This is a genomic window from Microcoleus sp. CAWBG27 (assembly GCF_020883145.1).
GTDB lineage: Bacteria > Cyanobacteriota > Cyanobacteriia > Cyanobacteriales > Microcoleaceae > Microcoleus.
On the sequence record NZ_JAHREU010000035.1, the window covers coordinates 25,433 to 39,122 of the forward strand.

At 47.8% G+C, this 13,690-nt stretch carries 10 protein-coding genes; 3 read left to right on the top strand and 7 right to left on the bottom strand.

The window, feature by feature from the left end; all coding sequences use genetic code 11:
- Positions 1-107: 107 nt before the first annotated feature.
- From QZ938_RS19225 to hflX, 6 genes are all read right to left on the bottom strand, one after another.
- Positions 108-1,946 (bottom strand): CHAT domain-containing protein, encoded by a 1,839-nt coding sequence (locus tag QZ938_RS19225; protein WP_293352850.1) that lies wholly within the window; start codon positions 1,944-1,946, stop codon positions 108-110.
- 239 nt (positions 1,947-2,185) lie between these two features.
- A complete protein-coding gene (locus QZ938_RS19230) occupies positions 2,186-3,304 on the bottom strand; it encodes a Gfo/Idh/MocA family oxidoreductase (RefSeq protein ID WP_293352852.1) in 1,119 nt (372 codons plus the stop codon).
- Positions 3,305-3,936: 632 nt separating this feature from the next.
- On the bottom strand, positions 3,937-4,911 hold the full coding sequence (gene gshB, locus QZ938_RS19235) for a glutathione synthase (protein ID WP_293352854.1): 975 nt from the start codon (positions 4,909-4,911) through the stop codon (positions 3,937-3,939).
- A gap of 67 nt (positions 4,912-4,978) precedes the next feature.
- Entirely contained in the window at positions 4,979-5,239 is a 261-nt protein-coding gene (gene grxC, locus QZ938_RS19240; protein WP_293147929.1) for a glutaredoxin 3, read from the bottom strand.
- Between the two features lie 302 nt (positions 5,240-5,541).
- Positions 5,542-6,150 carry a PEP-CTERM sorting domain-containing protein gene (locus QZ938_RS19245; protein ID WP_293147927.1) on the bottom strand — a complete coding sequence of 203 codons (609 nt, stop codon included), beginning with the start codon at positions 6,148-6,150 and terminating at the stop codon, positions 5,542-5,544.
- Between the two features lie 768 nt (positions 6,151-6,918).
- The gene (gene hflX / locus QZ938_RS19250; protein WP_363318869.1) at positions 6,919-8,565 is read right to left on the bottom strand and encodes a GTPase HflX; all 1,647 of its coding nucleotides are present in this window, start codon (positions 8,563-8,565) and stop codon (positions 6,919-6,921) included.
- A gap of 1,082 nt (positions 8,566-9,647) precedes the next feature.
- On the opposite strand from hflX, the gene QZ938_RS19255 reads away from it, so the two are divergent.
- A complete protein-coding gene (locus QZ938_RS19255) occupies positions 9,648-9,860 on the top strand; it encodes a chlorophyll a/b-binding protein (protein ID WP_293147923.1) in 213 nt (70 codons plus the stop codon).
- A 781-nt stretch (positions 9,861-10,641) separates the two neighbouring features.
- On the opposite strand, the gene QZ938_RS19260 is transcribed toward QZ938_RS19255, so the two are convergent.
- Complete coding sequence (locus QZ938_RS19260) at positions 10,642-11,742, bottom strand: tetratricopeptide repeat protein (protein ID WP_293147921.1); 1,101 nt, start codon at positions 11,740-11,742, stop codon at positions 10,642-10,644.
- Between the two features lie 150 nt (positions 11,743-11,892).
- On the opposite strand from QZ938_RS19260, the gene QZ938_RS19265 reads away from it, so the two are divergent.
- A complete protein-coding gene (locus QZ938_RS19265; protein ID WP_172184303.1) occupies positions 11,893-12,219 on the top strand; it encodes a YbjQ family protein in 327 nt (108 codons plus the stop codon).
- Positions 12,220-12,469: 250 nt separating this feature from the next.
- Entirely contained in the window at positions 12,470-13,093 is a 624-nt protein-coding gene (locus QZ938_RS19270; RefSeq protein ID WP_293147917.1) for a hypothetical protein, read from the top strand.
- Positions 13,094-13,690 lie beyond the last annotated feature (597 nt).

Consider the following 13,690-nt stretch of genomic DNA (forward strand, 5'->3'; position numbering starts at 1 on the left):
GCTAGTTGCCAGTGGTGAGTAACTGTTTTAACTTCAGACTTGAGACACGGGCGTCGAGAACTTTGGTGTCCCGATCGCCGATTGCCTTCATTAGCTACACCCGCACCTTAATTAGTTCCGCAATCAGTCTCACTGTAGCCCGAAGTTTTTGGAACCTCAATAGTGAATTCAAAAATCTGACCTTGAGAACTGCCAAATTTTAGCTGAGTACCCGATTGCAGCAGCAGTTCTTGGTGGTGAACTCTCACCCATCCGTCTGTACCCAAAACTAGAGTCCCGTAGCGGGAAAAATCGCGCAGGAAGTAGCTAGGTTCGCCCCCGCGATCGCCGATGCTGTTGCGGCAGAAAATCTCCGCGTGTTTTTGAGAAACCCATTGTTCTCGAATCACTACGTCGTTTTCTTCCCAGCGTCCGACTCGAACCATACCAGCGGTAATGGGCCAAACCTGATTGCCAGATTCGCTAGATTTGACATTTGGTCGATCGCGCCCCCGCAAGTAAGCACAAGACGGCAAACGTCCCAGCCAAGTAGAAGAATTCAAAGGGAGTTCAGTTTTCAGGTCATCTACCGGTTCAGTCAGTTGACCGTCAAACTCTGGGTGCATATACAGTACGGGCAAAGTCCAAGCCGGTTGATTGAACTTGTACAGTGTCAGTAGCTGCTGTCTGGCGATGGCGACGGCGCGATCGATCGACATTCGTCCGGCCAAAGCTTGGGCAAAAGTTTGGATAAAACTCAGGGCTTCGCGATCGGCGATCGAGTCCCGCATCCCCAACACCGCCGGCACCCCGTGATGGATCAGCACCTCAGCCAAACTGCTGCGGGCGATCGCCTGTTGCTGGCCGTTATTTGAATGCAGCCTCTCCACCGCCGGCTGAGCTCCCCAGCAGGCATTAAACACCGCCAGCGTCACCCGGCATCGAACCAAAACCTGAGCCAATTCAGTACCGTTAATCGCCGTGTCCGGCCCCAAAAACAGCAAGCCACCGTCAGGCCCAGGTATCCCGTGGCCGGCGTAAAACAGAATGTTATAAGCTTGCGTTTCCAGCCGAGAAATTAGTTCCGCCGGAGTAGGTTCGATCAGAGTATCGACGCGAGTCGAAACACTGATATCGAAATATTTACCGCTGTCGTTGGTTTGAAAAGCACTTTCGAGAACTCCGGCTAGGGCGACTGCTTCTGCTTCCAACTGCAAATGACGATTATTGCCCCTAGAAAATTCAGAATTAGCACTGCGGCCGGGTTCTGCTTGTCCCAAAACCAGCAAAATGTTGAGGGAATCGGCAGGATGCAGGGGCGGTAAAGGCTCAACATTGCTGGTAGTGCGGCTGAAAAGCAGTTGCTGCGACAGAGAAATGGCCGGTTGACCGGCTTGAGGTTGCATAATTTCCCAAGGTAGGGCAATCAAATACGGTTCGCGCAAGTCTATGCGGACTCGCAGGGGTAGATTTTGCCCGATCGCGATACCTTTACTTTCCTGGAGACTGCCCTGAATCGGCCCTTCAAACAGCCACTGCCAAAGATCGATCCCCAAATGCTGCATCAGGCGACTGCTGTAGCTAGGAGGTGGCGGTGGCGGATTCTGCTCGCCCCTCTCCACCAACCTCCCTTGACTGAGGTGGAGCGGCACAGAGGGCATAATTGGAGGGATTTGTAGAGATTGAGCAGTTCGTTTTTCAGTTTCTGCCAGTAGATTTTGGTTGTTTTCCGGGGAGACGAAACTGCCATCAGGATTTAGGGGCAATTCGTGAATTGTCCCTGACGGGGAAAACATTTCCTGCCAAGCTTTCCAAGATTGGGACAGGGCCAGCGGCCACATACAGTCGTGGTGAACGTACCCACTGGGATAGGGAGCTTGTAGAACCCAAGTGGCAAAATGGTTTGCCCCAGCGGTTCTCAGGCGAGCGATCGCTATACTGAGGCAAGGACTTTCAGGGCGCGCCATTCACAACTACCGAATCTGGATAAAGGGATCGATTGAGTTTCTCTATTAGTAGTTTATCGGGTTTGGGGTGCGATCGAGTACGAGAGATTGCTTTTTCATTTAGTTGACAGTTGACAGTTGACTTCGGAGGGCTACCTCTAGCTGGAAGTCCGAGAATTGGAGTAATGAATAGCCTTCTTTTAATTTCTCCCTACAAGGGCTCCGACTTTAAACCAATTCTTTCTGGTAAATTTTTAATCTTATCTACCGCCCAAAAATTTCTCTAAATTCGGTACATCCACCCAAGTTCCCGTAGCATTTGACTCCTGGGTCAAATCCATCAACAACTGCGAGTAAACCCCTTCTTTGAGCGACGGTATCAAAGATTTCCCCCCATCAATTGCTTCAACCCACCTGTCTACTACTCGAATAAACGGTGCAATTCTCCCGTCTGGATAAACTTGAGGAAACTCCAATCTCTGAGGAATCTTAATTTCAGCTAAAGGTTCTCCAGCTTGGGAACCCCACAAGCGAAATCCGTGGACGTAATCCTGCTGATTGTCGCTTCCCAACACCAAAGTACCCTTACTGCCGTAAATTTCGACCCAATGTCCCCGCCCTTGATAAGTAACTGAACTCAAACAAACTTGACAAGGCGTTCCCCCAGCCAATTCCAACATCAACGTGCAAGAATCATCGGCATCAACAGGTTTTAAATTTCCCGAATCGTTCGGATCCGGCCGCGCCGAAATTCCTGTAATCAATTGCCCTGAAAGCCTCTGCACGGGGCCGAACAGCCAGCTAATATAATCAAAAACGTGGGAACCTGTCGCGCCCAAAACTCCGCCGCCTCGCTCTTTTTGTGCGTACCAATTCCAAGGGCGAGTCGCATCAGCGCGGCCGGGCACCAACCAATCAATTTTAATTAAACGCTTTTCTCCTACATATCCTGCTGCTAATAATTCTGCTAGCATTTGCCATGCGGGAATGAACCTAAACTCAAAGTCCATGGTGGCAATTGCTTGGGTTTGAGATTCGCTGTTTGCTAATCGGTAAAGTTCCCTAGCTTCATTAGCTGTCAGGGCTGTCGGTTTTTCTAATAATAAATGTTTGCCTGCTTCTAGGACTGTTTTTGCCATTTCAAAATGCAAAAATGGCGGCGTGGAAATGCTGACGCCCGCTACTTGTGGGATCGCTACTATATCTGCGATCGAGTTGCAAGCGTAGGGGATGTTGTGGGCGGTGGCGATCGCCTGAGCTTTATCTAAATTTCGGTGATAGACAGCCACAACCTCTGTCCGGTGGTGGGTCTCGAATCCGGGCAGGTGCACTTTTTGACCGAAACCTGTACCGACTACTGCAACGCCAATTTTTGACATGATTTAATTATTGGGGATTGGGATTGGGATTGGGGATTCAGTCTTTGATTGAGATATCAACCGCAGATTGAAGGCAGATTAACGCACAATACTTCGGACAGTTTTTTAACGACTCTGTAAGCGTTACAGCGTAAGCCCTGGCATTTTTAATGGTTTTTTGAAACGAGCGGGCTAGACTTAAAGATTGAAAAAATAGTCATCCCTATAGCCATCAAGGGTTTGAGATACTAGATTAGATCTAAAACTGTCCGAAGTATTGAACGCAGATCATTTTAAGATAGGAAAGCTTCGGAGTGCAATGTTGTCTGCTGGCAGGCAAGCTGGTCTATTTATGAACTTCTCAATGAACTTCTGACAATACTGTTGAATACACGGAGTTTTTTGTGATTTTGTTAAAAAATTTGTCCTAAAAAAGTAACTATTACCTATTGATTTTTCTGGATTATCGGGATATATTTATTTAATAATGGGAGTGGTGACTTAAATTTAAATTTTGTCACCACTCCCATTATTAAATAATACCTCTCCAAAAGGTGGAAGTCAAGCTTTTTACCCGAAAAAAAAGGCGATTTTTTTTTTGTTATTTCTCAGAAAAAATATTTGACAGATGAGTAATTCTGCGTTATGAGATTTTAGGTTCTAGTGCCTAGCTGCGAGACAGTCCATTCAATGACTTGTTTGCCCAAACTCACCTCATCAAACAAATCGATTTCTCTGATTCCCGTAGGGCTAGTAACATTAACTTCGGTGAGATAACCACCAATGATGTCAATGCCGACAAAGTACAGTCCGTCTCGTTGCAGCACGGGTGCTAACTGAGCGCAAATTTGATGTTCGCGATCGGTAATTTCTGTTTTTGCGACTCGGCCGCCGACAGCCATGTTGCCTCGAAATTCATTGCCGGTGGGAATGCGATTGACTGCGCCGATGGGCTTGCCGTTCAAGAGGATGATGCGTTTATCTCCGTCTTTTGCTTCGGGCAGATAAGTCTGCACCATCACTGGAATTTTGCCTTGTTGAGTGCTAATTTCAACCATGGAGTTGAGATTGCGATCGCCCGGTTCCAAGAACAAAATCCCCTCGCCAGCTTTGCCTCCCAATGGTTTAAGAACTGCCGCTCCCTTTTTCTCCACAAATTGCCGAATTACCTGCTTGTTTTGAGAAACAATTGTTTCTGGGATCGCTCCTTCAAATTGCAAAGCATACATCTTTTCATTAGCTGCTCGCAATCCTTTGGGACTGTTAACTACCAAAGTTTTAGCGGGATCGATGCCGTCTAGAAGATAAGTCGTGTAGAGGTAGGGAACGTTGACTGGGGGATCGGTACGCATAAATACTGCGTCCATTGCTTCGAGTGGGCCCAATGCAGGCTGTTCCACCTGATACCAAGCCTCAGCCGCCTCCCAGCGCCCTTCTACTTGTTTGACTGGGGTGAGGGCTACTCTAGTCAACATTGCCCAGGTTTTGCCGCCAATGATGCTTAATTCGTTGGCTTGAGTCGCCCACACTTCGTGACCCAATTCTTGAGCTGCCTCCATCAGCGCTACGCTGGTATCATGTCCTGGAATTAGTCGATCGAGCGGATCGATGATGAATGCAAATTTCATGGTGAGTGACAATTTAAAAATGGTCGTAGAAAAATCTGGCAAAATAGAAGATTCAAGGACAAATACTTTATTCTGCTAAGAGCGGATCTAGGAGTCCTCGAGCCTCGAGTGCGTGGATATCGTCGCAGCCGCCTACGTGTTGGTCGTTAATGAAGATCTGGGGCAGGGTGCGGCCTCCGTTGGCTCTATCGGTCATGCGATCGCGTGCTGCTGCGTCTCCATCGATCGCGTACTCTGTAAATTCAACCCCTTTTTGCTTCAGCAGTGCTTTAGCACGAATGCAAAAGGGGCAGGTTCTCCACGTGTAAATTTCTACTTTAGGTGTCATCGGACGCTCACACAATAACAATATTTTTTATTGTAATCTTAACTAATCTTATTTTAATTTTTATATATAGCAGCCGCGCCCGACGGTTACGAAGTTCTCGCATTGTACTTTCCCGATGCGATCTCTTGCTTTTGACTTCACGGCGTTCGATCGCTAAACTCTTCTTCCTTCTGCTCCAAGTGTACCCTGCAAGCTGTAAAGTAATTATCTATACATTTTTTATGATTTCACCTAAAAACAAAAAAACACTCGCGCTTCAAGAAACGGAGAGATGTTGAAAACAAGCAGCAGCTTGGGCCTGCTTACCGTTGCTGACCGACCTGCTTGTTTCGTTTTCTGGCGGAACACATGATTCCTGCGCCTGTCAGCAGGAGTGCTACCACAGTACCCGGTTCTGGGATAGTTGTTCTCCTAATGACGGGGGGGTTTATGTAGTTTGGCAATCTCGGCGATGGCACCGGTATCGGCGGAACTGGCGATGGTGATGGTGATACCGGTGGTATGACCGGTGGTATGACCGGCGTGGGTAATATCGGTATCGGGGTTGATGGTGGTGGTGAGGCTACCGGTGGTTCCGGTACTGCGGACTCTACTATTATGGGGCTTGGTGATTGGACTACCGGCACTTCCGGCACTACAGGTTGTACGATCGGTATCGGTGCTGGTGCTGGATCTACCAGCGCTTCCGGTACCGCGTCTCGCACGGGTGCTGGTGATGTCGGTACTTCGACTGGTACGGGTGTTGGTGATTGAGGGCTGAGGGAATTATCAGGGACGCAGGCACTTGAATAGTTTCCGGGCCCGCACACATCGACTGCTGCTGAAGCCGGAGGGGCGGCAGCTAGATAGTAGAACCCTGTTGCCATTGTGGCAGAGAGTCCAATTGCTAGTTTTGCCAGTGGCGTACACATAACTATTTAGTTAAACAGTGGTAAAATCGGAGAATAGAAGTAGTGCTAGAGATTAGCGCTGCACGGCGGGCATAGATTTTAGAGTTCTTACCATAAATTGATGTTTTCTCTCCCGGACGCCTGTAATAGATAGTATAGCGCTTGAGGCGATCGCCCAAACACTTTGGTCGTCTTATTTTATTTGACCCTAGTCGCCTAGGGTGGTTTGCACCGTCTGGCAACCTCTGAGCCAAGAGCCCTTACAGCTATTAAAAGAGAGTTTTTACCGATACTTTTTTGCTCACATTTGCTAACAAATACATAAGTTGAGATCGGATCTCGAACCTTGCGCGTATCAACCCATGCCCGTAAAAATTTTTACAAGCACTTATATTCTTGCGTTCAGCTTGGTTATCGCTTAGCGCTATTAGCCAATCTGATTATTTGCTTTGATACTGTAGAGGCAACTTATTGATATAGCGGTTGCGTACTACCAAGGTTTTTCACCTACATCTGAGTGGGTAAATTCATTCTATATGATACGAAGACCTATGACAAATGTAAGCGATCGTCCGTGCAAATGTCCGAAAAAGTCTTACTGTTAATCAACCTTGAGCGCCGCCTCCTGAAGTTAAGTATGTAACCGATCGCAAAGTGGCTCTGATGTATTCTAATTAGCAATCCACAATCTGACTATTCTTTTATAGTCTCATGCTTCGACGAGATCTGTCCTCAGTATATGTACGTGTATTCCCGAATGTCAACTACTGAAAAGGAATATTTAAGTATTTACCGAGGGTAGAGGGCGTATTGAATGAGCTGGGCTAGTCGATCGCGGAGGCTTTCCATGCCTAGACCTTTGGCCGCCGAAATAAATACGGCTTGAGGAAACTCTTCTCGGGCGAGAGCAAGAGTATCTCCATCTACGGCATCGATTTTGTTAAATACTACAAGGGCAGGCCCGGGAGTTACGGGCATATCTGTCAAAATATTCATGACGGAGCGAATTTGGCTCTGCCACGCGGGATGCGAAAGATCGACAAGGTGCAGCAAAGCATCGGCATCTGTAACTTCTTCGAGGGTAGCCCGAAAAGCGTCGATCAATGAGAGGGGCAATTCGCGAATAAATCCCACTGTATCTGTGAGGACGAGCGACAGCGGTTCGCCGGTGAGCGCACCAGGAATCGTCAGTTTTCGGGTGGTGGGGTCGAGGGTAGCAAATAATTGGTCGGCTGCGTATACCTCGGAATTTGTGAGCAGGTTGAGCAGAGTCGATTTGCCTGCATTGGTATAGCCGACGATCGCCACTGAGGGTACGTCATGGTGGTGGCGGTTCTGCCGCAGCCGGAAGCGGTGGGCTAGGAGTTGGTTGACTTCTTGCTGCAATCGAGAAATGCGTTTGGCGATCGTCCGCCGTTCGGTTTCGAGTTTAGTTTCCCCCGGGCCTCTGGTACCGATGCCGCCGCCCTGTCTCGACAGTGCTTGACCGCGACCTGTGAGGCGGGGCAGGTTGTACTGTAGTTGAGCGAGTTCTACTTGCAATTTACCTTCGCTCGATCGCGCTCTTTGGGCGAAGATATCGAGAATTACCTCGGTGCGATCGACGACACGAATACCAATCTGAATTTCCAAGTTGCGTATTTGTGCGGGGGACAAGTCGCGATCGAATACCACGAGGTTAGCGCTAATCGTTTGAGCGGTGAGGGAAATTTCTTGAATTTTGCCTTCGCCGACGACTGTCTGCGGGTGGGGGTTCGATCGCTTTTGACGCACTGTTTGCAATACCTGACCTCCGGCGCTTTCCACCAGCCGCGTGATTTCTGCGAGTCCGTCCTCAAAATCCAGCAGAGTCATGTGCTGAGTCATCACACCAACCAGTAGCACTTTGTCTTGGTCTGCATCTACTTGTTTGGCGACAAATTCTGCTTGAAAATCTGCTTCGAGTCCTTCCACCAACTCCAGAAAGTCTTGGTCTGCGAGGTCGTCCAAACTCAGCGGTTCTGATATTTTCCAGGGAAAGTTTTGAGTTTTGATGGGTGAGTTTTGAATTAAAGGCTCTTCTATTTCCTCACTTTTACTTGAAGCTGGTTCTAACTTAGCGCTCAACACAGAGAACTCAAAATTTGGTCGGTCTCCCTGGGGTATGAGGTGAACCAGATAAGTGTCTTGGATGTAACCGGTCGCACCGCCGCCGCGGCGCTGAAATCCTCCGCCGCTCAGAGTCAGCCAAACCAGGGCGTCGAGGCGCTGAATTGCCATGGCGGTGATGGCTGCTTCGCTAGGGATTTCGGGCTTCAAGTGGGTGGCGATGCAGCGAATGCCACTGAGGCGGCCTCCCCCGTAGCGGGGCAATTCTAGGGGCGCAATCTGCGTTTGGCGGGGCGTACCGACGCCGACGCGAATTACTTGTCCGCGACGGTTGATGTAGGTGCAGATTGGCTTGTCGATTTCGGTGCTGATGGCGGCGACGCGCTGTGCGAATTCTGCCGTGGTGATGCGATCGCCCGGTAGTCGCTGGTGGTAAAGCTTTTCGAGTTGTTTGAGTTGGCTGGATTTGAGACCCTGAAGATTGCCGTAGATGGTTTCGATAACTGTTTCTCCCTCGCGCTCTGTCTATTTCCTATTTTAGTTAACTCAAGGGCGATCGTGTTCTGTTTGGCGGTTGAAATTGGCTCACTTTTTTTTCCTGTAGCTTCTCGCGGCTTCAGTATTGTCGAGTCACAACGGCCGTTGTTTGTCGCAGCCGGGCTTCGCAAGCTTTTCACAGCAGCCATCTCAACTTGCAGTTGTCTTTAGCTATCTCGCGGGAAGCCCCGCGCTCTATCTGAAAGATGAGCGTCGGGATGAGAGCAGGGCTGTTGACGACGCTCCCTGAACGAATTGGGCGTTGCCCAACAGACTCGCAGGAGATAGAGGAAACAGTCAGTTAACCTCCTGGATTGTCGAAAACCTTGAAATGCCCTCAGAGAATTGTTTTCACGCTATATTGTCAATGGTCGTTGACCCGCCCGACTGCTCGAACAGACAGGCTACAGTAGCGGTCAAACGCTTGCCACAGCAAGACCAGAGTTCGGGGAAGGAATACGCCTAGCTGGTTGGCAATTGCCGTAAATCCATGGTGTGTTGTGCGAGTAGAACTTAAACTCCTTGGGACGCAGGGAGTCTGCCCGGTCACTATCACGGGATAGTGAAAGAGTCAGTAGCAATGTGTTGATTGATTCAAGCATTGACTAAAACCTCTGGATGCGGTGTAAGACCAACACTATCTTCGGATAGTAGAGGCAACGGCGGATGAAACGGGAAGCCCGCACTGTATGCATAGCATCAATGTCGGGTACGTCACTATCTACCGATACAGGCGATCGCTGAAAAAATGGTTTTTAACAAAATTTAACACGTCATTTTGGTCTCAAAATCCTCCTTTAGACTTGTATGTATTTTGCACCTATGGACAGATAGCAAACTAGAAATTAGGTCGCTACCATGATAGGCGAAACATTGTTAAGGAATGTAAAAACATGGAAACTCGTCCTACTAACTTACCTCCTACCGCTAATGCCTACAACGGCAAAGATCGGAACGCCTTTTTGTTTGGCTTAAACCCACAAGCAGAACTTTGGAACGGTCGCTTAGCGATGATCGGTTTCTTAGCTTATTTGCTTTGGGACATGGCTGGATATAGCGTTCTGCGCGACATACTTCACTTTCTGCCTACCTACATCGCTCACTAATAACGAGCATTCTATCCTGTCTGGTAGTATGAGGAAATGCCACAACTGCCAGACAGCCTAAAAGTTACAAATGGCAGCGAGTAGGATTTTGTCCCTTTGTATTTTTCGTTACTTTTGAATGGCATTAACAGACTTCTTGCTCTGATGCGATGATTCTGCGTAGGGGCGAGAGGAGTGGCGCGGTGAATATTGATAGACAAACAGATATTGTTCATGTTTCATGTTTCATGTAGATACAGAAGAGTATTTATTACACCTAACTCGTTATATTCACTTAAATCCAGTTTGTGCTAATATAGTTAAAAAAGCCGAGGATTGGGAGTTTTCTAGCTATCAAGAATATAGCGGTTTTCACAAAGATTCGCGGACGTTGTTGGGAAGAGAGCCCTCTTGATTTCAGCGGTTATGTAAGCTTTCAGCCATACTTCATCTTTTTGAGAAAGGCTATATATTGATTTGCGCCAGGGTAGTTTGCCTAAAATAGATCGAGTGCGATCGCAATTTCAGTCAGCAGATGCTTATCGTTACTTTTTAGAAGATTTAACTAGCGATAAATTAATCCAGCATTTAACCTTTGAAGAATAGAAAGAACCTACGCGCATCCAAGAAACCCGGTTTCTGAGTTCCACGCGCAAGCGTCCAAGAAACCGGGTTTCTCTGAGAATTTACGCCTCTTCACGAGATTTTCCGAAGAAACCCGGTTTCTGAGTATCGCGCGATCGGGGATTGTTGATTCTGACCCATCAGAAACACTATCAACTATCAACTATCAACTGACTAATTACTTCAGTTCATTAAGCGCCGCCTCGGCTTTTTGTGCGCCATCATTGTTGCCTTGCTGGCGGTAAGTGTCTAGGGCTTGTTGAAAAGCTTGAATTGCGTCGGATTTGCGATCGCGCGCTTTGAATGCTTGACCCATGTTGTAATAAGCTTCTCCTCGGGCTGGATCGAGCTGGATCACTCGCCGAAAAGTGATAATTGCTCCTGAAAAATCTTGTTTTTCTAGTTGAATTTCTCCGATTGCCACGTATGCGCTCACTAGATTCGGTCGCACGTCAATCGCTCGCTTATAAGCTAAAATCGCTCCTTCTAAGTCGTTTTGAGATCTGAGAAGTTCGCCAATTTCTAACTGTACTTCGGGATTCCGCGGCTCTAGTTTTGACGCTTCTTCAAAAGCTGCTAGCCCTTCGGAAGTGTTGCCGCTACGCAGCAAAGCAGTACCTAATTTTAACTGAATGCTGGCTTGTTTGGGAGCGAGTTTGGCTGCTTGTTTGAGTACGGTGACAGCACTGGCAAAGTTTCCCTGCTGGATCAATACTAAACCCAATGAAGAATAAGCTTGCCAACTTTTCGGATCGAGGGCGATCGCCTCTTGGTATGCTTTAAATGCACCGCTGTAATCTTTTTGCTGAAACAGCACCACTCCGAGTCCAATTCGGGCGTTGACATTTTTGCGATCGAGCTGGGCGGCGCGACGGTAAGCTGCTGCTGCTGCGGGATAGTTTTGCAGGTTCGCCATAGCATATCCTAAGGCGTATTGAAAGTCAGCATTTTTCGGTTCCAGACCGATCGCCTGTTGGTAAAATTCCACTGAGGCTTGATAGTTTCCCTGACGCGCTTGTAAATAAGCAATACCGGAAAAAATGCGCGGGTTTTCCGCATCTAAACGGGCTGCTTGTTGATAAATGGCGATCGCCTTGCTGTAGTCTCCTAAATCTACCAACTCGCGTCCTTGTCGCAGCAGACTATCTAAATTTGCATTATTTTTAGGTTGAACTTCCTCTGGTGTGTCTGCTGAGAGCGCTATCTGCGGCGTTGCGATCGCGAATCCCGCTACCAAAAGTGTACTGAATACCAAGAGACTTTGTTTGTGGACGGCCATTTTTTTCAAAGAGTGTGTGGATTAAAAGAGCGAATTGCTGTCAGCTTAACAAGCTTACAGCTTAGGGTTTGCCTGGAATCTTTGAGCGGGGAGATGTAGTAAACCTACAGAAATCGACCAACTCAAAATTTTCGCACTTGAGGCCAACTGATGATTGTAACAACAACTGATATCATCCAAGGAGCAGAAATTCAATCTTACTTGGGAATTGTAACTGCCGAGGTTGTCTACGGCACCAACGCCCTGCGAGATTTTTTCGCGGGGATTCGCGACATCATCGGCGGGCGCACCGGCAGTTACGAGGAAGTGTTTCTCAAAGGACAGCGAGATGCCCTCGCGGAACTCGAAAAACGGGCCCAGCGCCTGGGTGCTAATGCCGTTATCGGGGTCGAAGTTGACACCGGCACGATTAATGTAGACTCTTCGGGGGCTTTGCTGTTGATTACTGCCGTTGGGACGGCTGTCAGATTGCGTTAAGCCGCCTTTCCTATATACATCAGCGAAGTTCTTTAACTGGATAAAATAGTTATTGGTTGTCAGCCATCAGTCATCAGTTATTAGCTAATAGCTGCTGGCCCAAAGCTGATGACTTTTTACTTTATTTCTTCAGACATAGATACTGGTTATTTCCCCAGGCAGATATGGTTTCTATCAATCTCAGCCACAATCAATGCTTAGGTGAAAGATTGTTAAAAATAAAACCAACTCTCAAAGGAAAGCAATAGCTATGGCATACGTAAATAGACCAGTAGACAACGTTGTTACCGAGCAGACTCTAGTTAAGCCGGTCATGGAATATCACGATTTAGTGCGGTGGGGCCCAATTTTTTCAGGTTTGGTAATTGCAATCGGCACACAACTGGTGTTAAGTGCATTGGGTGCTGCGATCGGTTTGAGCAACATTGCTAATTCAGGAGCTCCCCGCAGTATAGCCGGCAGCGTGGGTACCGGAGTAGGAATTTGGTCAATTATCAGTTTATTAATCAGCTTGGGCGTTGGCGGTTGGGTAACTGCACGCGCTTGCGGCCCGATGAACCGCAGCACCGCGCTTTTGAACGGGGCAATTTTGTGGGCAACTACCTTAACAATTGGCTCTTGGCTGTTAGCAAATGGCGTAGCCGGGACTTTTGGCGTAGTAGCAGCGAATGCCGGAGCAGCGATTAATCAAGCGCAGCAAGGTAATGTGAATCTCCCCAACCAAGCGCCTAGCGTTTCTGCTCAGGATGCTCGCAATATTGCTGAAAATGCCGCGAAAGCTGGTTGGTCATTTTTGTTCGGCTCGTTATTGGGTTTGGTTGCTTCAATGGCTGGAGCATCTGCCGGCGCCCGTACTCCCCGGAATCATTTGTAAAAGTTTGGTCAGACAATCAAACTTCATGTTGATAAAAGCACTTTTTTTAAGGTGCTTTTTTATTTTCTAGGTTCGTAGTGAGGACTTTAGTCCTCTCCAAATGCGGAACAAAGTTATCACTACAAACCCATAATAGAGGTTCGTAGTGAGGACTTTAGTCCTCTCCAAATGCGGACTAAAGTCCTCACTACAAAGCCATAATAGAGGTTCGCAGTCAGGACTTTAGTCCTCTCCAAATGCGGACTAAAGTCCTCACTACAAAGCCATAATAGAGGTTCGTAGTCAGGACTTTAGTCCTCTCCAAATGCGGACTAAAGTCCTCACTACAAACCCATAATAGAGGTTCGTAGTCAGGACTTTAGTCCTCTCCAAATGCGGACTAAAGTCCTCACTACAAACCCATAATAGAGGTTCGTAGTCAGGACTTTAGTCCTCTCCAAATGCGGACTAAAGTCCTCACTACAAACCAGTTAGTCCTCTCCAAATGCGGACTAAAGTCCTCACTACAAACCCATAATAGAGGTTCGTAGTCAGGACTTTAGTCCTCTCCAAATGCGGACTAAAGTCCTCACTACAAACCCATAATAGAGGTTCGTA